The following is an 18,582-nucleotide window of genomic DNA, read 5'->3' on the forward strand; positions in this document are numbered from 1 at the left end:
GCCCATTCAACCTTTCAGCTTCTTTACGACCGTGTCGCCAATGGCTCGATCCCTGTCGTATTTCAGCTAGTGCGGCGCAATCGGATCCGCAACTTGTAGTTGCTTTTTTTTTCCGGCACCGGCGTAAAGAGTCCTTGGTAACTGCGCTTGAAGCTCCTTGAGGGCAACCTTGCCACTTTATTCATGAGCCTTCAGGTTCGCGCGTCCGGCGATTCCCCTGTAGGCGATGTGGGGATGAATGCAACAAGCATGCTCAAATCCCATTTCTGTTCACGTTTTTTTCACATTTCCCAATTGCTCGTAGCGAAACCTCATGAAACCGGGCTCCAAACGCCTTGTTTTAATTAAGGTTGACTACGAGGCCAGTGCCGTGATTGCCGCCCGGAAAGGCCGTGCGACAACCAAAAACGTTACCGGTTCACCCCACGAGTGAGTAGATCACGGATGCTTCGTGCACTGAGCGTAGACGCGCTGTGCGATTTTGGTGCAGAAAATCTTCTGGTTGTACGAAAAACTTACAGTGCGAATTCTCGATGCGGCGTCTATAGAGCTGTTTTGGCATCGCCGAGTATTCGCTGCGCTGTATTGGTGCGCGGCGTCGAAAGCAGGCGCCATGTCGGTTCATCATTCGCGATGAACCCGTTGCCGTTCACAGGTATGCTGACCCCCTGCGTCCGGTGCCGGCCTGCGGGCCAAATCGGGCTCAATCGATCATGTAAGGAGTACGCACGGTGTTTGCCTTAGATCCACGATTGCAACAAGACACATTGCCCATCGGCGATTTCCCGCTGTGCCGGTTGCTCATGTCCAACGACTCGAACTACCCATGGTTCATCCTCGTGCCGCGACGGGAAAATATCAGCGAATTGTTTCAGTTGGATGACGGTGACCAGCAACAGTTGTGGAAAGAAACCACGGCGCTGGCCGAAACGCTCAAGGACTCGTTCGATGCCGACAAACTGAACGTTGCAACCTTGGGTAACGTTGTCAGTCAATTGCACATGCATGTGATCGTGCGCAAGCGAGAGGACGCTGCGTGGCCCGCGCCGGTATGGGGCAAACATCCGGCGCAGCCTTATAATGCCGAGCAGGTGAGCGCCATTCGCGAACGCTTGCGAGCGGTCCTGACCGATGATTTCAAGTTCCTGGAGGGCTGAACCATGAACCTTGAAGAGCGTGTAACCGAGCTTGAAAGCCGCCTGGCGTTTCAGGATGACACTATCCAGGCGTTGAATGACGTGCTGGTGGCGCAGCAACGAATTGTCGAACGTTTGCAGCTGCAGATGGCCGCACTTCTCAAGCGCCAAGAGGAAATGGCCGGGCAGTTCGAATCCTTCGAAGAAGACGCGCCACCCCCGCATTACTGACCTGGGCCCGAACGACGGGCAATAAAAAACCGCGAGCAGCCAGGCTGCATCGCGGTTTTTTTACGCCTGGATCAGCGGCGCGGGAGCGCGGCGATCACGTCTTCGGCCTGCAGGCCCTTGTCGCGGTGCATGACCGAGAACTCGACACGCTGGCCTTCGACCAGGACGCGGTGGCCTTCGCCACGGATCGCCCGGAAATGCACGAAAATATCATCACCGGAATCGCGAGAAATGAAACCGAACCCCTTGGAGGTGTTGAACCACTTCACGGTGCCGGTATCGCGGTTGGACATGTCGTAGTTCTGCGGTGCGGCGGCCGGCGACGACTTCTTGTAGAAGCTGACGGCCAGGTGCAGCAACACAGCGAGCAATGCCGCGGCCAGGCTGGAAAGAATGGCGGGTTGGCCGCCGATTTCCGGCATGGGCGCCAGCAGGGTCAGGGTTTGCAACGCAACAGCCAGCACCAGCAGCGCACTGACAAGGTTTTGCAGTTGATGACGTGGACCTTTGTTCCAGTAAGGGATGACGGGTGCCAGGGTCAGGTTGAGCAGGCCGAAAAAGGCCAGGTACAGCGCGTCGGGATGTTGCAGGTAAGGTGTGGCTTCGGAACCCAGGCTAGGGATGAAGGACAGCAGCAGGGCAGCTGCGCCCATTAGCAAGTGGACGATTTTCAACATTTTGATTGGCTCACGGTTAAGACAGATCACAAGGAAGAGCTGGTCGGGGGCGGTTCGCTCCAGAACAATGAGAGGCGTAGGAACACGTACCCGAATCAGCCTATGCGCCATGCCCGGGAAAAGAGGCGTAGCGACACACTGCCTATTTAACAGCAAAGCCCCGGCCTTCTCAAACTCGTTACGGGGCCGTGACACGCTGTTCGTCGGCCGAAAAGCGCCGGCGGGGCGCTCGAAGGTGATCGGCAAAGGAGGTTGAATTTTGCGCCGCGCCGGAACCCTGCGCCGTCCCGGCTTGTCGGTTCAGGAGGGCTGGCGATTAGTCGCAGGCTACAGATGGCGACACCCGCTAGGGTGCAATGGCCGCTGTCGAATTCATCACCGTCAGGAGATCAAACACATGGCAATTGATATCGGTATCAGCGAAGAAGATCGCAAGTCCATCGTCGACGGGCTTTCGCGCCTGTTGTCGGACACCTACGTGCTTTACCTCAAGACCCATAATTTCCATTGGAATGTCACCGGGCCGATGTTCCGGACCCTGCACTTGATGTTCGAAGAGCAGTACAACGAGCTGGCGCTGGCGGTGGACCTGATCGCCGAAAGGATCCGTGCGCTCGGCTTTCCGGCGCCCGGCGCCTACTCGGTGTACGCGCGCTTGTCTTCTATAAAGGAAGAAGAGGGCGTGCCGGGTGCCGAGGACATGATTCGACAACTGGTCGAGGGCCAGGAGGCGGTGACGCGTACGGCCCGTGGCATCTTTCCTTTGCTGGACAAGGTCAGCGACGAACCCACCGCCGACCTTTTGACCCAGCGTATGCAGGTCCACGAAAAAACCGCCTGGATGCTGCGTTCGCTGCTGGAAGATCAATAAGTCTGTACAGGTGATGGTGCTGCCGTTGGCGCCATCGCTTGCCGTCGCGTGTAGGAAGGCATGATTTGTCGCCAACTCCCCGTTGGCTTGTCCTACGTTGATGGTCAAAAAGTCATCTGGAACTGGCGATCCAGTTGAGCTTCCATAGGGCCACAGGTCGGTTGTTCCGACTGAGGCTCGTATGGCAAAGGAGTGTCAACGGTATGATTCAAGGAAAAGAACCCAGGGGAAGTGCGCGCGAACGTTTGCTGTCCGTAAGCACCGACCCGTTCGTCAGAGGGTTTGACATGCAACTGGCCCGGCCCTTGGCCCGCTCTATCCGGCTCAACGGGTTCGCCACCTGTCTGCGGCTGGAACAAATCTATTGGGATATCCTTGGCGACATGGCCCAGCTCAATAGCTGCTCCGTCAGCACCTTGCTGTCCCATGTGGATCGTGAGGTGCATCTGCGTCACGGTGGCGTGCGCAATTTCAGCGGCTTGGTGCGTGTTGTCTGCGTTGTGCACAGCTTGAAGGAAGCTGAAATTGATCAGTGCGTGATCTAGTCCCCTCGCCAAGTGGGGTACGCAAGCCTGGAATGAACGACATTGCCGGCAATGACTGTGCGGTCTTACGGCTGCACAGGCTGCATTTAATGGATATAATCCCGCTCTTTGCCGCAAAGCCGCGCTTTGCGTAATAACCTGATCGCCGAGACAACCCCATGCCGATGTACGACTATCAATGTGCTTCCTGTGGTCATCAGATGGAAGCCATTCAAAAGATCAGCGCGGCACCGCTGGTCGACTGCCCTGCCTGCCAGGCGCCGGAGCTGAAGAAGATGCTGTCCATGCCAGGTTTTCGCCTCGGTGGTACCGGCTGGTATGAAACCGACTTCAAGACCGGCGCCAAGAAAAACCTGGCCGGTGGCGACAAAGCCGATTGAACTGAATACGCGCGAGTTCTTGCACAGGCAGGGCCTCCAACCGAATGTCGAATTACGAGAAGTGAAACCACTACCATGATGCGCAGCCATTATTGCGGCCAACTGAACGAAAGCCTGGAAGGTCAGGAAGTTACTCTTTGCGGATGGGTCCATCGTCGCCGTGACCATGGCGGGGTGATTTTCCTCGATATCCGTGATCGTGAAGGCCTGGCCCAGGTGGTGTTCGATCCGGACCGCGCTGAAACCTTCGCTACCGCCGACCGCGTGCGCAGCGAATATGTCGTCAAGATCACTGGCAAGGTGCGCCTGCGCCCGGCCGGCGCCGGTAACGCCAACATGGCGTCCGGCATGATCGAAGTGCTGGGCTATGAGCTGGAAGTGCTCAACGAGTCGGAAACCCCGCCGTTCCCGCTCAACGAATATTCCGACGTGGGCGAGGAAACCCGCCTGCGCTACCGCTTCATCGACCTGCGTCGTCCGGAAATGGCCGAGAAGCTGCGCCTGCGTTCGCGCATGACCACCAGCATCCGTCGCTACCTGGACGAAAATGGCTTCCTCGACGTCGAGACGCCGATCCTGACCCGCGCCACGCCGGAAGGCGCCCGCGACTACCTGGTGCCGAGCCGTACTCACCCCGGCAGCTTCTTCGCCCTGCCGCAATCGCCACAGTTGTTCAAGCAACTGTTGATGGTGGCCGGGTTCGACCGCTACTACCAGATCGCCAAGTGCTTTCGCGACGAGGACCTGCGTGCCGACCGTCAGCCTGAGTTCACTCAGATCGACATCGAGACCAGCTTCCTCGACGAAAAAGACATCATGGGCCTGACCGAAGGCATGATCCGCAACCTGTTCAAGGAAGTGCTGGACCTGGAATTCGGTGAGTTCCCGCACATGACCTTCGAAGAGGCCATGCGTCGCTACGGTTCCGACAAGCCGGACCTGCGTAACCCGCTGGAGCTGGTGGACGTGGCCGACCAGCTCAAGGACGTCGATTTCAAGGTGTTCAGCGGTCCGGCCAACGACCCGAAATGCCGTATCGCGGCCTTGCGTGTGCCAGGCGGGGCGAGCATGCCGCGCAAGCAGATCGACGACTACACCAAGTTCGTCGGCATCTACGGTGCCAAGGGCCTGGCGTACATCAAGGTCAACGAGCGCGCCGCGGGTGTTGATGGCCTGCAATCGCCCATCGTGAAAAACATTCCTGAAGCCAACCTCAATGTGATCCTCGATCGCGTGGGCGCGGTTGACGGCGACATCGTGTTCTTCGGCGCCGACAAGGCCAAGATCGTCAGCGAAGCCCTGGGCGCGTTGCGCATCAAGCTGGGTCACGACCTCAAGCTGCTGACCTGCGAATGGGCACCGATGTGGGTCGTCGACTTCCCGATGTTCGAAGAAAACGACGACGGCAGCTTCTCTGCGCTGCACCACCCGTTCACCGCGCCGAAGTGCTCGCCGCAAGAATTGGAGGCCAACCCGGCCACCGCTCTGTCGCGTGCCTACGACATGGTCCTGAACGGTACCGAGCTGGGTGGCGGTTCGATCCGTATCCATCGCAAGGAAATGCAACAGGCGGTGTTCCGCCTGCTGGGCATCAATGAAGCCGAGCAGGAAGAGAAATTCGGCTTCCTGCTGGATGCACTGAAGTACGGCGCGCCACCCCACGGTGGCTTGGCCTTCGGCCTGGACCGTCTGGTGATGCTGATGACCGGCGCCCAGTCGATCCGCGAAGTGATCGCGTTCCCGAAAACCCAGAGCGCGGCCGATGTCATGACCCAGGCGCCGGGCGTGGTGGACGCCAAGGCGCTGCGTGAGTTGCACATTCGTCTGCGTGAACAGCCAAAGGCTGAGTAAGGCTGGCACCTGAGAGGGCGCATCTTCGGATGCGCCTTTTCATTGGGGTCGATATTTCTGATTGCCGGCCACTGCGCACGCGCAGGGCGGGCAATGTTCCAAAGAGAAACGGAGCGAGTTATGGCAGGTCATTCCAAGTGGGCGAACATCAAGCACCGCAAAGAACGTCAGGATGCCAAGAGAGGCAAGATCTTTACCAAGTGGATCCGTGAGCTGACGGTCGCGGCCCGCCAGGGTGGCGGCGATCCGGGTTCCAACCCGCGCCTGCGCCTGGCGTTGGACAAGGCGCTCGGCGCGAACATGAGCCGCGACATCATCGACCGGGCCATCGCCCGTGGCGCCGGTGCGACCGAGGCCGACAACGTTGAAGAGCTGACCTACGAGGGTTATGGCCCGGGCGGCGTGGCAGTGATGGTCGAATGCATGACCGACAACCGCAACCGCACCGCGGCGGCCGTGCGTCATGCGTTCAGCAAATGCGGTGGCAACCTGGGCACCGATGGCTCGGTGGCTTACCTGTTCGAGCGCAAGGGCCAGATCAGCTTCGCCCCGGGCATCGATGAGGATGCGTTGACAGAAGCGGCCCTGGAGGCCGACGCCGATGACGTGGTCAGTCATGAAGACGGCTCGTTCGACGTGTTCACCTCGTTCGCCAGTTTCTATGCCGTGCGCAACGCCTTGGAAGCGGCGGGTTTTACGCCTGCCGACGCGGAAATCGTCATGCAGCCGACCACCAGTGCCGAACTGGACCTGGAAGGCGCCGAGAAAGTGCTCAAGCTGATCGACATGCTGGAAGACCTGGACGATGTGCAGAACGTCTACTCCAACGCCGACATCCCGGAGTCGGTGGCTGAACAGCTGGGCTGACAGGCGTAATGCCGCTCACTTAAGGTTTGCTTGAAATCATCGTGGCGAGGGAGCTTGCTCCCGCTGGAGTGCGAAGCGCTCCCAAAAAAGGTCTGCTGCGCAGCCCAGCGGGAGCAAGCTCCCTCGCCACGGATTCACTGCAAACCTTCGGTGAGCTGTATCCTTTTGCAACCGCATTACCTTTCGCAGGCGTTATGACTTTAATCCTTGGTATCGACCCCGGTTCGCGCATCACCGGCTACGGTGTGGTTCGCGATACCGGGCGCGGCTGCGTGTACGTTGCGTCTGGCTGCATCCGCACCGGCGCGGGCGAACTGCACGAGCGCTTGCAGATTGTTTATCGCGGCGTGCGCGAAGTCATCCAGACCTACGGCCCGGTGACCATGGGTATCGAAAAGGTCTTCATGGCCCGCAATGCCGATTCCGCCTTGAAGCTGGGGCAGGCACGAGGCGCGGCCATCGTGGCCGGCGCCGAGGAAAGCCTGGAGATCGCTGAATACACCGCGACCCAGGTCAAGCAGGCAGTCGTCGGGACGGGAGCGGCGAACAAGGAGCAAGTGCAAATGATGGTCATGCATTTGCTGAAACTGGTCAGCAAGCCGCAGATCGACGCCTCCGACGCCCTGGCCATCGCCATTTGCCATGCCCATACCCGTTCCAGCCTGTTGCCTCACGGACTGGGAGCTGCACGCAGTCGTGGCGGGCGCCTGCGTCTCTGATAGCATCAGCGCATTCATTCATGAACCCGAGCAAGTTGTGCCTGTGTCGTTGGCCTCCATGCCCGGGCAGTTATTCGCCAGCCAGCGGTTGGCAGAGCCCAAGGATCTGAAACGTGATTGGACGCTTGCGCGGCACTTTGGCTGAAAAACAGCCGCCGCACCTGATTCTGGATGTAAACGGCCTGGGTTATGAGCTGGAAGTGCCCATGACCACGCTGTATCGCTTGCCGTCGGTCGGTGAGCCGCTGACGCTTCACACTCATTTGGTCGTGCGCGAAGATGCCCAGTTACTCTATGGTTTTGTCGGCAAGCGCGAGCGGGATTTCTTTCGCGAGCTGATCCGCCTCAATGGCGTCGGCCCGAAGCTGGCGCTGGCCTTGATGTCGAGCCTGGAAGTCGATGAGCTGATCCGTTGCGTGCAATCCCAGGACACTTCGGCGCTGACCAAGGTGCCGGGCGTTGGCAAGAAAACCGCCGAGCGCCTGTTGGTCGAGCTCAAGGACCGCTTCAAGGCCTGGGAGGCGGTACCGGCGATGTTCGCCTTGGTGCCGAATCAGCCGAATCAGCCGGACGCGCTAACGCCAGCGGTCAGCGCCGAGAGCGATGCGGTCACTGCGCTGATCTCCCTGGGCTATAAGCCGCAGGAAGCCAGCAAGGCGATTTCCGCGATCAAGGAAAAAGGCTTGAGTACCGAAGACATGATTCGCCGCGCCCTGAAGGGAATGATTTAAGTGATTGAAGCTGATCGTCTGATCGCCGCCACGGGCGCGCCCCGTGACCGCGAGGAAATCCAGGACCGCGCGATCCGCCCCGTCAGCCTGGCCGATTACATCGGCCAGCCGACAGTGCGCGAGCAGATGGAGCTGTTCATCCAGGCCGCCCGTGGGCGCAGCGAATCCCTGGATCACACCCTGATCTTCGGTCCGCCGGGCCTGGGCAAGACCACCCTGGCCAATATCATCGCCCAGGAAATGGGCGTGTCGATCAAAAGCACCTCCGGACCGGTCCTCGAGCGCCCGGGCGACCTGGCGGCGCTGCTGACCAATCTTGAACCCCATGACGTGCTGTTCATCGACGAAATCCACAGGCTGTCGCCGATCGTCGAGGAAGTGCTGTATCCGGCCATGGAAGATTTCCAGCTCGACATCATGATCGGCGAGGGACCGGCGGCGCGTTCCATCAAGCTCGACCTGCCGCCTTTCACCCTGGTGGGCGCCACCACCCGCGCCGGCATGTTGACCAACCCGCTGCGCGACCGCTTCGGTATCGTCCAGCGCCTGGAGTTCTATAACAACGCCGACCTGGCGACCATTGTCAGCCGCTCGGCGAGCATCCTCGGGTTGCCGCTGGATCCGGACGGCGCTTATGAAATCGCCCGTCGGGCCCGGGGCACGCCGCGGATCGCCAACCGACTGTTGCGCCGCGTCCGCGACTTTGCCGAAGTCCGCGCCAAGGGCCACATCACCAAGCCAATTGCCGACCTGGCCTTGAACCTGTTGGACATCGACGAGCGCGGCTTCGACCACCAGGACCGACGCCTGCTGCTGACCATGATCGAGAAGTTCGACGGTGGCCCGGTGGGCGTCGACAGCCTCGCCGCGGCCATCAGCGAAGAGCGCCATACCATCGAAGATGTGCTGGAGCCGTACCTGATCCAGCAGGGCTATATCATGCGTACCCCTCGCGGGCGCGTGGTGACGCGTCACGCCTATCTGCACTTTGGCTTAAACATCCCGACACGAATGGGTGAGATGCCGGTGGTAGACGAATTCCTCGATGCGGTGGACGATTGAACGCGCTCTTTGTCCCGACTTTTTTCCGGTTCGTGCTGTCCCAGACGACGCCTGGAGCGTCAATGCATTCGAGAATGAAAAAACAGTTGCCGGCCGATTGGCAACCTGAGGAGTAAGCACTAGAGTATGCGCGCGCAAAACGGGCTGGAGTCGTTCGCACATCGCTGTCGCGTTTATTACGAGGACACCGATGCTGGCGGCATCGTCTACTACGTCAATTACCTCAAGTTTATGGAACGGGCTCGAACCGAACGGCTGCGGGAACTGGGTTTCGCCCAATCCGCGCTGGCAGGGGAGGACCTGTTATTCGTCGTGCATTCCAGCGAAGCGCGCTACCACGCGCCGGCGCGACTGGATGACGAGCTTGTGGTGACTGCCGATGTCATCGAATTGAACCGCGTCAGCCTGCGCTTCAAGCAGCAGGTCAGGCGGGCTGCGGATAATGTGCTGCTCTGCGAAGGGCAGTTTTTGGTGGCCTGTGTGCGCACCCATAGTTTGAAACCCCGGGCCATTCCCGAAGCTCTACGCGCGGCCTTTGCCGGCGTGAGCGGCGCGGGTACACACTCAGAGCAGGAGATAAAGCGTGGAAGCTAACGTCGTCGACCATTCCTCCATGTGGAGCCTGGTCAGCAATGCCAGTGTCGTGGTGCAACTGGTAATGCTGATCCTGGTAGCCGCATCGGTGACCTCATGGATCATGATCTTTCAGCGCAGCAACATGCTGCGCGCCGGTCGCCGTGCCCTGGAGAGCTTCGAAGAGCGCTTCTGGTCCGGCATCGACCTGTCCAAGCTGTATCGCCAGGCCGGCAGCAACCCGGACCCGGATTCGGGCGTCGAGCAGATCTTCCGTGCAGGTTTCAAGGAATTCTCTCGCCTGCGCCAGCAGCCGGGTGTCGATCCTGAAGCGGTGATGGAAGGTGTGGCGCGTGCCATGCGCGTGGCCATCTCCCGCGAAGAAGAAAAACTCGAACAAGGCCTGTCGTTCCTGGCCACCGTCGGTTCGGTCAGCCCGTACATCGGTCTGTTCGGTACCGTGTGGGGCATCATGAACTCCTTCCGTGGCCTGGCATCCGCCCAGCAAGCGACCCTGGCCACCGTGGCCCCGGGTATTGCCGAAGCGCTGATCGCTACCGCCATCGGCCTGTTCGCGGCCATCCCGGCCGTTATTGCCTACAACCGCTTCGCTGCCCGCAGCGAGACGCTGACCGGCCGCTACTACACCTTCGCCGATGAGTTCCAGGCGATCCTGCACCGCAAAGTGCACACCAGCGAAGAATAAGCAGGTATTTCCCAATGGCTTTAATCGCTCGAGCCCGAAAAAAGCGCAAGCCGGTCGCCGAGATGAACGTAGTGCCCTACATCGACGTGATGTTGGTGCTGCTGGTCATCTTCATGGTGACCGCGCCCATGCTCAATCAGGGCGTGAAGGTTGATCTGCCGAAGGTTTCCAGCGAAGCCTTGCCGCAGGACAACAACACCCAGGTACTGACCATTTCGATCAAGGCTGACAAGACCTATTACTGGAACCTTGGCAGCGAAGTCGATACCGAGAAGCAGCAGGACCGCGCCATGACCTTGCCGCAGATGACCGATGCGGTGACAAAGATCATCAACGCCGGTAACAGTAACGGCAAGCGCACCCAGGTCTTCATTCGCGGCGACAAGACCGTCGACTACGGTGCCGTCATGGGCGCCATGGGCGGTTTGCAGAAAGCCGGGGTCGGTAATGTTGGCTTGATCACCGAGGCCCCCTGATGCAGCAACAGCGAGAGCCGTCCGCCTCGGAAAGCTACTTCTGGCCCAGTGTCCTGGCAATCGGCCTGCACGTGCTGGTGTTCGGCATGCTGTTCGTCAGTTTTGCCATGACCCCGGAACTGCCGCCGGCCAAGCCGATCGTGCAGGCGACCCTGTACCAGCTCAAGTCGAAAAGCCAGGCGACTACGCAGACCAACCAGAAGCTGGCTGGCGAGGCGAAGAAATCCGCCGCGCGCCAGACCGAGGTCGAGCAGATGGAGCAGAAAAAGGTCGAGCAGGAAGCGGTGAGAGCAGCGGAACAAAAGAAAGAGGAAGCTGCTCAAAAGGCCGAAGAAGCCAAGAAGGCCGATGAGGCGAAGAAAGCGGACGAGGCGAAAAAGGCAGACGAAGCCAAGAAAGCCGACGAAGCGAAGAAAACCGCCGAGGCCAAGAAGGCAGAAGAGAAACAATTGGCTGATATAGCCAAGAAGAAATCCGAAGAAGAAGCCAAGAAAGCCGCTGAAGAAGAGGCCAAGAAAGCGGCCGCTGAAGAAGCGAAGAAAAAGATTGTCGAGGACGCGAAGAAAAAAGCGGCCGAAGACGCCAAGAAGAAAACTGAAGCTGAAGAGGCGAAAAAGAAAGTCGCCGAAGACGCGAAGAAGAAAGCCGCCGCCGACGCCGCCAAGAAAAAGGCCCAGGACGCAGCGCGCAAATCCGCCGAAGAGAAAAAGGCCCAGGCCTTGGCGGACCTGCTTTCGGACACGCCGGAGCGTCAGCAGGCCTTGGCCGACGAGCAGGGCGATGAAGTCGCCGGCAGTTTCGATGACCTGATTCGCGCCCGAGCGGCAGAAGGCTGGGCTCGTCCACCTTCAGCGCGCAAAGGCATGACGGTTGTGTTGCAAATCGGCATGTTGCCCGACGGTACGGTTACCTCGGTCAACGTCGCCAAGTCCAGCGGTGACGGTCCGTTCGACGCTTCGGCGGTCGCGGCGGTCAAGAACATTGGGCGATTGACGGAAATGCAAGGAATGAAGCCGAGCGATTTTGCTCCCTATCGTTCGTTCAAGATGACATTCACACCTGAGGATCTAGCCTTGTGAGAAACCTTCTTCGATCAATGCTTGTCGTTATCTGCTGCCTGGCAGGGATAGCGGTAGCAGAGGAAAAGAACATCCTGGTCACCAGCGGCAGCGACCGGGCGACGCCGATCGCCGTCGTACCGTTCGGCTGGCAGGGCGGTAGCGTCTTGCCGGACGACATGGCGGAAATCATCGGCAATGACCTGCGCAACTCGGGTTACTACGCGCCGATTCCCAAGCAGAACATGATCGGCCTGCCGACCCAGGCCAGCGAAGTCATCTACCGTGACTGGAAGGCGTTGGGCGCCCAGTACATCATGGTGGGCAGCATCGTTCCGGCCGGCGGTCGCCTGCAGGTCCAGTACGCGTTGTTCAACGTCGCCACCGAGCAGCAAGTGCTGACCGGCAGCGTGTCGGGCAGCGTTGACCAGTTGCGTGACATGTCCCACTACATCGCCGACCAGTCGTTCGAGAAACTCACCGGCATCAAGGGGGCGTTCTCTACCCGCATGCTCTACGTGACGGCCGAACGCTTCTCCGAGAAAAACACCCGCTACACCCTGCAGCGCTCCGACTATGACGGTGCCCGTGCAGTGACCCTGCTGCAGTCGCGCGAGCCGATCCTGTCGCCGCGTTTCGCCCCCGATGGCAAGCGTATCGCCTATGTATCGTTCGAACAGAAGCGTCCGCGCATCTTCATGCAGCACATCGACACCGGTCGTCGCGAGCAGATTACCAACTTCGAAGGCCTGAACGGCGCGCCAGCCTGGTCGCCGGACGGTACCCGCCTGGCGTTCGTGCTGTCCAAGGACGGTAACCCGGACATCTATGTGATGAACCTGGCGTCGCGTTCGATTTCCCGCGTGACCAATGGCCCGGGCATCAACACCGAACCGTTCTGGGGCAAGGATGGCTCGACCATCTACTTCACCTCCGACCGTGGCGGCAAGCCGCAGATCTACAAGACCAGTGCCGGTGGCGGCGGTGCCGAGCGCGTGACGTTCGTGGGTAACTACAACGCCAACCCTAAACTGTCAGCGGACGAAAAGACCCTGGTGATGATCCATCGCCAGGATGGATTCACCAATTTCAAGGTGGCGGCCCAGGATTTGCAGCGCGGTAGCGTAAAAATCCTCACTGATAGCACTCTGGACGAGTCACCTACTGTTGCGCCCAACGGCACCATGGTAATCTACGCCACCCGCCAGCAGGGCCGGGGAGTCTTGATGCTCGTGTCCATTAATGGACGCGTGAGGCTCCCGCTTCCTACCGCTCAAGGCGAAGTCAGAGAACCGTCCTGGTCCCCTTACCTGAACTGACGCGGCGCAATACGTTTTACTTAACACACTGGGGTTCATTAGGAGTTTCACGATGGAAATGCTGAAGTTTGGTAAATTTGCTGCGCTGGCTCTGGCCATGGCTGTAGCTGTAGGTTGCTCGTCCAAAGGCGGCGACAACGCCGGTGAAGGCGCTGTTGATCCAAACGCTGGTTACGGCGCTAACACTGGTGCAGTTGACGGCTCCCTGAGCGAAGAAGCTGCTCTGCGCGCAATCACCACCTTCTACTTCGAATACGACAGCTCGGACCTGAAGCCAGAAGCCATGCGCGCTCTGGACGTTCACGCCAAAGACCTGAAAGCAAACGGCGCTCGCGTTGTTCTGGAAGGCAACACCGACGAACGTGGTACTCGTGAGTACAACATGGCACTGGGCGAGCGTCGTGCGAAAGCCGTTCAACGCTACCTGGTACTGCAAGGTGTTTCCCCAGCTCAGCTGGAACTGGTTTCCTACGGCGAAGAGCGTCCAGTTGCTACCGGCAACGACGAGCAGTCCTGGGCTCAAAACCGTCGCGTCGAACTGCGTAAGTAATTCGTCATGCGAACGTGCCGTCGTGCTGTAACTGTCCTGGCTCTCAGCCTCGCGCCGCTTGCGGCGTGGGCTGCGGTTCCTGTGGTCGATAACCAGACCGGCTATGACAATAGCGGGAGCAGTTATCCGCCTGCAGGTTACGGTACGAACGGCGCCTATGCCGGGGGAGGGGTTTCGGCCCCTGTCTCGGCACAGGGCCAGCTGTTCAACCAACTGCAGCAAATGCAGGATCAGATCTCGCGCCAACAGGGTGTGATCGAAGAACTGCAAAATGATATTTCGCGCATGAAGCAAGAAAACCTGGAGCGATACCAGGATCTTGATCGGCGCATAGGAACCGGCGTTGCTCCTGCCGCGACTCCTGATAATTCTTCAGCCGGTGGCGATTTGAACGCCCCCGGTGCAGCCGCAGGCGCCGGAGCAGCCGCTCCAGCAGCACCTGCAGCCGGTGGTGAGCCGGCTGATCCGGCGAAGGAAAAGCTCTATTACGATGCTGCCTTCGACCTGATCAAGGCCAAGGATTTCGACAAGGCAAGCCAGGCCTTTACCGCTTTCCTGCGCAAATACCCCAACAGCCAGTACTCGGGTAACGCCCAATACTGGTTGGGCGAAGTGAACCTGGCCAAAGGTGACCTGCAAGGTGCTGGCCAGGCCTTTGCCAAGGTCTCGCAGCTGTACCCCAAGCATGCCAAGGTGCCGGATTCGTTGTACAAGCTAGCTGACGTGGAACGCCGCCTCGGTCACACCGACAAGGTAAAAGGCATTCTGCAGCAAGTGGTGGCCCAGTATCCGGGTACGTCCGCTGCCCAGTTGGCCCAACGCGATCTGCAACGCATGTAAGGTTGCTTGACCCGCTTGGAAGAAACCCGCGCTTGTCGCGGGTTTTTTCGTTAGAATTCACGCCCTTTTTCTGAAACACGCTTCTTGGGATCTACGCGTTGGCGGGGTTGCTTGAAGTGCCTGACGGAGGCGGACAGCCTGTTTAGCTGTTACGCCCGTGGCGACTATGCAAGACACATTGAGAATTACTGAAGTTTTTTACTCGTTGCAGGGTGAAACGCGGACGGCCGGGCTGCCCACTGTATTTGTGCGCCTCACCGGTTGCCCGTTGCGTTGCCAATACTGCGACAGTGCCTATGCCTTCAGCGGCGGCACCTTGCGAACCCTCGACGATCTTCTCGAACAGGTGGCCGGCTTCCGTCCGCGCTATGTTTGCGTGACCGGCGGTGAGCCCTTGGCGCAACCCAATGCCATCCCTTTGCTCAAGCAGCTGTGCGACGCTGGCTATGAGGTCTCGCTGGAAACCAGCGGTGCCCTGGACATTTCGCCGGTCGACCCACGGGTCAGTCGTGTCCTGGACCTGAAAACCCCAGGCTCCAAGGAAGCGCATCGCAACCGTTACGAGAACGTCCAGCTGTTGACCCCCAACGATCAGGTCAAGTTTGTCATCTGCTCAAGGGAAGACTACGACTGGGCCGTGTCCAAACTGATCCAGTATGGACTCGACCGGCGGGCCGGCGAGGTGTTGTTTTCACCGAGTCATCACGACCTCAATGCCCGGGAATTGGCCGATTGGGTCGTGGCGGACAATTTGCCGGTGCGCCTGCAATTGCAGCTGCATAAATATCTTTGGAACGACGAGCCGGGGCGCTGACATGATTGAACAAACCACGATTCCAGAAAAGCGCGCGGTCATCCTGCTGTCCGGTGGCCTGGACTCGGCGACCGTCGTGGCCATGGCCCGTGCAGACGGCTATAGCTGCTACACCATGAGTTTCGATTACGGCCAGCGTCACCGCGCCGAGCTTCATGCCGCCGAGCGGGTTGCCCGTGACCTTGGCGTGGTCGAGCACAAGGTGATCGGCCTGAACCTCAACGGCATCGGTGGTTCGGCCCTGACCGACAGCTCCATTGACGTGCCCGAGGCGCCGAGCGAAGGCATTCCGGTGACCTATGTGCCGGCGCGCAACACCGTGTTCCTATCGCTGGCGCTGGGCTGGGCCGAAGTGCTGCAGGCCCGAGACATCTTTATTGGCGTCAACGCCGTGGATTATTCCGGCTACCCGGACTGCCGCCCGGAATTCGTCGAGTCGTTCGAGCGCATGGCCAACCTGGCGACCAAGGCCGGCGTAGAAGGACAGGGCTTTCGCATCCAGGCGCCGCTGCAAAACCTCAGCAAGGCTGACATCATCAAGGCGGGGGTGAAGCTGGGCGTGGACTATGGCCTGACCGTTTCGTGCTACCAGGCCGATGATCAGGGCCGCGCTTGTGGCAAGTGCGACAGCTGCCGCCTGCGTGCGGAAGGCTTCGCAATGGCGGGCGTAGACGATCCAACCCCTTATTTTTGATTTATTTCAAATTAAGTGTTGAATAGTCCTTAGAAATCAGTATTATACGCGCCACCACACAGAGGGTCGTTAGCTCAGTTGGTAGAGCAGTTGGCTTTTAACCAATTGGTCGTAGGTTCGAATCCCACACGACCCACCATTTTCTGTAGTTTTAAAAGTCTGGAAGGCCCACGCAAGTGAGGATTTCCGGATTTTTTTTTGCCTGCAGGAAAGTTCGCTGGCCTGATCGGAGTCAGCGCAATCCTTCCTCCGAACACACTTGCATGACCTGCTGGCGCAACCAGGTATTGGCACTGTCCTGGCTCGCTTTCTCGTTCCACACCATGTCCAGCGTAAAGTTCGGCAGGCCTGCCGGTGGCTGGCGCTCGGCGAATTTCGCTTTGTCGCAAAGCAATGCCTGGATGCGCTTGGGCAGCGTCAGGATAAAGTCGGTTCCGGCGACCAGGTTCAACGCTGCCACGTAGCTGTTGGCTCGGGCAACGATCTGCCGGCTATGACCCTGTCGATCGAGCCAGCCATCGATCATGTTAGTGTCAGACGTCCAAGGTGTCGGAAAGATATGCTTGCATGCGACAAAGTCCTCCAGGCTCAACGCTTCCTTGCGCCCCGAGAAATGTTTATCGACCACACACATCAGCTCATCTTCGAGCAGGGTCTGTGAGTGCAAGCCCTGGCTGTCGCCATGGAAGTTCGGGCCGAAACACACGACAAGATCGAAGCGATCTTCCTCCAATGCGCCCACCGGGATATCCCGCTGAAATTTCGTGATGTTGAGGACCACCGGAAAACGGCTGCCGATGAAGCGTTTAACCAGTTTCGGCAGGACCAGTAGTTCGAAATACTCCGGCGCGCAAACGGTGAAGGTTATTGCTGCCTGACGCGGATCGAACGCCTGCTTGCCCGAGTGGCATTGGTTGATCGTCTTGAGGATCTCAAGTATCTGGCCGTACATGGCGGCGGCTTTGTGGGTGGGGCACATGCCACTGCGGGTGTTGATGAACAGCTCGTCTTCGAAGCTGATGCGCAGTTTCTTCAGGCAGTAGCTCACCGTCGACTGGCTGACACACAATGCTTCGGAGACCTGGGTGACGTTGCCCTGTTCGTACACCGCGACAAACACCATCAAGTCTTGCATGTCCAGCTTTCTGAGCTGGTTACTAATGAGCATCGGTTGTTCTCGGCGCCATCCGTACGTACCGTCCCTGTCCCTGAACAAAGGGACCTTTATACTTGCCGTTACGGTCGATGCCTAGCCAATATGCCGCGCGTATTGCTTGGGATTGAAGCGCAACACCATTAGCAGCATCAGCGCCATTACTGCTGTGAGCGACCACCAGGCCCATTCGAAGCTGCCCGACTGATCGCGAATCATCCCGGCAATCAATGGCGAAAGCCCGGCGATCAGGTAGCCGATGCCCTGCACGAACGCCGTCAGCGCACCGGCACGGCGTGGACTTTCCAGATGGTCGAGGGACACGATCAGACTCATCGGGAACAGGCCGCCGATTCCCAATCCCAGTAGGCACGGCCATAGCAGGCTCAAGCGCTCCGGGCTGAGGATCATGCCGCAAAAGCCAGCCATGACCAGGGCCAGCAGCGCGACCAATACCAAGCGTTTATCCTGGCTGCGATTGGCTATTGCCGGCGTGACGAGGCCGGACAACACTTCCATCGCGGTGAGAAACCCCAGCAGCAGGCCGGCTTGCTGTTCGCTCCAGCCTTTTTCCACGTAATACGGCGCCAACCAGGCCAGGACGCAGGTGTAGGACGCGGTACCCATGCCGAAAAAGAGTGCCAGCAACCAGGCTCGGCCGCTGGTGAAGAACGACGCCTGTGGGCGCGCCGATGTTTCAGGCAAGGGCGTTACGGCGCGGCGTTGTGCGTACCAGCAGCCGAGTGCGACCACGGCCAGCAGCGCCCAAATCGCCAGGCCGGCGCGCCAACGGCCGGTCTGCGCCAGGACGAGGGGAGAGAACGACGCGGCAATGGCCGCTCCACCCATGATCGACGTGACATACAGCCCCATGAACAGCGAGACGTTGCCGGCGAAGCGCGACTTGATCAGTGCCGGCATCACAGCCTGGATCAGGGCGATCCCGATTCCGGCCGCGACCGCACTGGCGATCAATCCGGCGGCGCTGTCCAGATACCAGCGCGATGCCGTGGCGATTGCGATGATCAACAGCGACAGAACGACGGTGCGGCGTTCACCGATGCGCAGGGCAACGCGCATGCCCAGGAACATCGCCAGGCCCATCGCCATGACCGGCAGCATGGTCAGTAGCGATGCCATGCTGAAACTCAAGGGCACCTCGCCGCGAATGGCCGATAACAACGGCCCGACCGCAGCCATCGAAGGCCGTAGATTCAGTGCCACCAGCACGATGCTGACCATCAGCCAGACGGTGTGGGTGCTTGAGGTTCGAATGTTTTCCATGACAGAGCCTTGGCCAGAACAAAGCGCCATTAAGGCTGCGGCAAC

Annotated in this window: 22 protein-coding genes and 1 tRNA gene; 20 read left to right on the forward strand and 3 right to left on the reverse strand. The window is 59.4% G+C overall.

The window, feature by feature from the left end; translation table 11 throughout:
• Positions 1-731 precede the first annotated feature (731 nt).
• Together J3P82_RS06345 and J3P82_RS06350 are read left to right on the forward strand one after the other, a co-directional pair.
• Positions 732-1,157 (forward strand): HIT domain-containing protein, encoded by a 426-nt coding sequence (locus J3P82_RS06345; RefSeq protein WP_434561597.1) that lies wholly within the window; start codon positions 732-734, stop codon positions 1,155-1,157.
• 3 nt (positions 1,158-1,160) lie between these two features.
• Positions 1,161-1,367 (forward strand): SlyX family protein, encoded by a 207-nt coding sequence (locus J3P82_RS06350; RefSeq protein WP_434561598.1) that lies wholly within the window; start codon positions 1,161-1,163, stop codon positions 1,365-1,367.
• Between the two features lie 71 nt (positions 1,368-1,438).
• On the opposite strand, the gene J3P82_RS06355 is transcribed toward J3P82_RS06350, so the two are convergent.
• A complete protein-coding gene (locus J3P82_RS06355) occupies positions 1,439-2,044 on the reverse strand; it encodes a cold-shock protein (protein WP_186611670.1) in 606 nt (201 codons plus the stop codon).
• A 397-nt stretch (positions 2,045-2,441) separates the two neighbouring features.
• On the opposite strand from J3P82_RS06355, the gene J3P82_RS06360 reads away from it, so the two are divergent.
• The 18 genes from J3P82_RS06360 (at position 2,442) to J3P82_RS06445 (ending at position 16,239) form a co-directional block, all read left to right on the forward strand.
• Positions 2,442-2,915 (forward strand): Dps family protein, encoded by a 474-nt coding sequence (locus J3P82_RS06360; RefSeq protein ID WP_186611669.1) that lies wholly within the window; start codon positions 2,442-2,444, stop codon positions 2,913-2,915.
• 203 nt (positions 2,916-3,118) lie between these two features.
• Complete coding sequence (locus tag J3P82_RS06365; RefSeq protein WP_434561600.1) at positions 3,119-3,460, forward strand: ribbon-helix-helix domain-containing protein; 342 nt, start codon at positions 3,119-3,121, stop codon at positions 3,458-3,460.
• A 158-nt stretch (positions 3,461-3,618) separates the two neighbouring features.
• Positions 3,619-3,840 carry an FmdB family zinc ribbon protein gene (locus tag J3P82_RS06370; RefSeq protein WP_003178589.1) on the forward strand — a complete coding sequence of 74 codons (222 nt, stop codon included), beginning with the start codon at positions 3,619-3,621 and terminating at the stop codon, positions 3,838-3,840.
• A 75-nt stretch (positions 3,841-3,915) separates the two neighbouring features.
• Positions 3,916-5,691 carry an aspartate--tRNA ligase gene (gene aspS, locus J3P82_RS06375; RefSeq protein ID WP_434561602.1) on the forward strand — a complete coding sequence of 592 codons (1,776 nt, stop codon included), beginning with the start codon at positions 3,916-3,918 and terminating at the stop codon, positions 5,689-5,691.
• Between the two features lie 120 nt (positions 5,692-5,811).
• Positions 5,812-6,558, forward strand: a complete 747-nt coding sequence (locus tag J3P82_RS06380) for a YebC/PmpR family DNA-binding transcriptional regulator (RefSeq protein WP_434561604.1) — start codon at positions 5,812-5,814, stop codon at positions 6,556-6,558.
• A 194-nt stretch (positions 6,559-6,752) separates the two neighbouring features.
• On the forward strand, positions 6,753-7,277 hold the full coding sequence (gene ruvC, locus J3P82_RS06385; RefSeq protein WP_025215229.1) for a crossover junction endodeoxyribonuclease RuvC: 525 nt from the start codon (positions 6,753-6,755) through the stop codon (positions 7,275-7,277).
• Positions 7,278-7,390: 113 nt separating this feature from the next.
• Positions 7,391-8,008, forward strand: coding sequence for a Holliday junction branch migration protein RuvA (gene ruvA, locus J3P82_RS06390; protein WP_434561606.1), 618 nt, complete (start codon positions 7,391-7,393; stop codon positions 8,006-8,008).
• On the forward strand, positions 8,009-9,070 hold the full coding sequence (gene ruvB, locus J3P82_RS06395) for a Holliday junction branch migration DNA helicase RuvB (RefSeq protein ID WP_025215228.1): 1,062 nt from the start codon (positions 8,009-8,011) through the stop codon (positions 9,068-9,070). It abuts the gene before it with no gap.
• 126 nt (positions 9,071-9,196) lie between these two features.
• A complete protein-coding gene (gene ybgC / locus J3P82_RS06400) occupies positions 9,197-9,664 on the forward strand; it encodes a tol-pal system-associated acyl-CoA thioesterase (RefSeq protein ID WP_030140799.1) in 468 nt (155 codons plus the stop codon).
• Positions 9,654-10,349 (forward strand): protein TolQ, encoded by a 696-nt coding sequence (gene tolQ / locus J3P82_RS06405; protein ID WP_025215226.1) that lies wholly within the window; start codon positions 9,654-9,656, stop codon positions 10,347-10,349. The genes ybgC and tolQ overlap by 11 nt, the downstream gene beginning before the upstream one ends.
• A gap of 23 nt (positions 10,350-10,372) precedes the next feature.
• On the forward strand, positions 10,373-10,825 hold the full coding sequence (tolR, locus tag J3P82_RS06410) for a protein TolR (protein ID WP_162277330.1): 453 nt from the start codon (positions 10,373-10,375) through the stop codon (positions 10,823-10,825).
• On the forward strand, positions 10,825-11,904 hold the full coding sequence (tolA, locus tag J3P82_RS06415) for a cell envelope integrity protein TolA (RefSeq protein ID WP_434561608.1): 1,080 nt from the start codon (positions 10,825-10,827) through the stop codon (positions 11,902-11,904). The genes tolR and tolA overlap by 1 nt, the downstream gene beginning before the upstream one ends.
• Positions 11,901-13,202, forward strand: a complete 1,302-nt coding sequence (gene tolB, locus J3P82_RS06420) for a Tol-Pal system beta propeller repeat protein TolB (protein WP_434561610.1) — start codon at positions 11,901-11,903, stop codon at positions 13,200-13,202. Before tolA ends, tolB begins: the two co-directional genes overlap by 4 nt.
• 52 nt (positions 13,203-13,254) lie before the next feature.
• Positions 13,255-13,752, forward strand: a complete 498-nt coding sequence (pal, locus tag J3P82_RS06425) for a peptidoglycan-associated lipoprotein Pal (RefSeq protein WP_003178634.1) — start codon at positions 13,255-13,257, stop codon at positions 13,750-13,752.
• Positions 13,753-13,758: 6 nt separating this feature from the next.
• The gene (gene ybgF, locus J3P82_RS06430) at positions 13,759-14,592 is read left to right on the forward strand and encodes a tol-pal system protein YbgF (RefSeq protein WP_434561612.1); all 834 of its coding nucleotides are present in this window, start codon (positions 13,759-13,761) and stop codon (positions 14,590-14,592) included.
• A gap of 166 nt (positions 14,593-14,758) precedes the next feature.
• Positions 14,759-15,406, forward strand: coding sequence for a 7-carboxy-7-deazaguanine synthase QueE (gene queE / locus J3P82_RS06435; RefSeq protein ID WP_434561614.1), 648 nt, complete (start codon positions 14,759-14,761; stop codon positions 15,404-15,406).
• Positions 15,407-15,425: 19 nt separating this feature from the next.
• Positions 15,426-16,100: a 7-cyano-7-deazaguanine synthase QueC gene (gene queC, locus J3P82_RS06440; RefSeq protein WP_434563728.1), complete on the forward strand. Its 675-nt coding sequence runs from the start codon at positions 15,426-15,428 to the stop codon at positions 16,098-16,100.
• Positions 16,101-16,163: 63 nt separating this feature from the next.
• A tRNA-Lys gene (locus J3P82_RS06445) sits at positions 16,164-16,239 on the forward strand.
• 93 nt (positions 16,240-16,332) lie between these two features.
• Here J3P82_RS06445 and J3P82_RS06450 read toward each other — a convergent pair.
• Entirely contained in the window at positions 16,333-17,268 is a 936-nt protein-coding gene (locus tag J3P82_RS06450) for a LysR family transcriptional regulator (protein ID WP_434561616.1), read from the reverse strand.
• Between the two features lie 81 nt (positions 17,269-17,349).
• A complete protein-coding gene (locus tag J3P82_RS06455; protein WP_434561618.1) occupies positions 17,350-18,537 on the reverse strand; it encodes a cyanate transporter in 1,188 nt (395 codons plus the stop codon).
• Between the last annotated feature and the right edge of the window lie 45 nt (positions 18,538-18,582).

Origin of the sequence: Pseudomonas sp. Z4-20 (genome assembly GCF_051131955.1) — a bacterium.
In the GTDB taxonomy this organism is placed as follows: Bacteria; Pseudomonadota; Gammaproteobacteria; order Pseudomonadales; family Pseudomonadaceae; genus Aquipseudomonas; species Aquipseudomonas marvdashtae.

Bases quoted from the DNA above. Each gene is read 5' to 3' on its own strand.
- J3P82_RS06350 (WP_434561598.1), top strand. From the start codon at position 1,161: ATGAACCTTGAAGAGCGTGTAACCGAGCTTGAAAGCCGCCTGGCGTTT.
- J3P82_RS06355 (WP_186611670.1), bottom strand. From the start codon at position 2,044: ATGTTGAAAATCGTCCACTTGCTAATGGGCGCAGCTGCCCTGCTGCTG.
- J3P82_RS06360 (WP_186611669.1), top strand. From the start codon at position 2,442: ATGGCAATTGATATCGGTATCAGCGAAGAAGATCGCAAGTCCATCGTC.
- J3P82_RS06365 (WP_434561600.1), top strand. From the start codon at position 3,119: ATGATTCAAGGAAAAGAACCCAGGGGAAGTGCGCGCGAACGTTTGCTG.
- J3P82_RS06370 (WP_003178589.1), top strand. From the start codon at position 3,619: ATGCCGATGTACGACTATCAATGTGCTTCCTGTGGTCATCAGATGGAA.
- aspS (WP_434561602.1), top strand. From the start codon at position 3,916: ATGATGCGCAGCCATTATTGCGGCCAACTGAACGAAAGCCTGGAAGGT.
- J3P82_RS06380 (WP_434561604.1), top strand. From the start codon at position 5,812: ATGGCAGGTCATTCCAAGTGGGCGAACATCAAGCACCGCAAAGAACGT.
- ruvC (WP_025215229.1), top strand. From the start codon at position 6,753: ATGACTTTAATCCTTGGTATCGACCCCGGTTCGCGCATCACCGGCTAC.
- ybgC (WP_030140799.1), top strand. From the start codon at position 9,197: ATGCGCGCGCAAAACGGGCTGGAGTCGTTCGCACATCGCTGTCGCGTT.
- tolA (WP_434561608.1), top strand. From the start codon at position 10,825: ATGCAGCAACAGCGAGAGCCGTCCGCCTCGGAAAGCTACTTCTGGCCC.
- pal (WP_003178634.1), top strand. From the start codon at position 13,255: ATGGAAATGCTGAAGTTTGGTAAATTTGCTGCGCTGGCTCTGGCCATG.
- ybgF (WP_434561612.1), top strand. From the start codon at position 13,759: ATGCGAACGTGCCGTCGTGCTGTAACTGTCCTGGCTCTCAGCCTCGCG.
- queE (WP_434561614.1), top strand. From the start codon at position 14,759: ATGCAAGACACATTGAGAATTACTGAAGTTTTTTACTCGTTGCAGGGT.
- J3P82_RS06450 (WP_434561616.1), bottom strand. From the start codon at position 17,268: ATGCTCATTAGTAACCAGCTCAGAAAGCTGGACATGCAAGACTTGATG.
- J3P82_RS06455 (WP_434561618.1), bottom strand. From the start codon at position 18,537: ATGGAAAACATTCGAACCTCAAGCACCCACACCGTCTGGCTGATGGTC.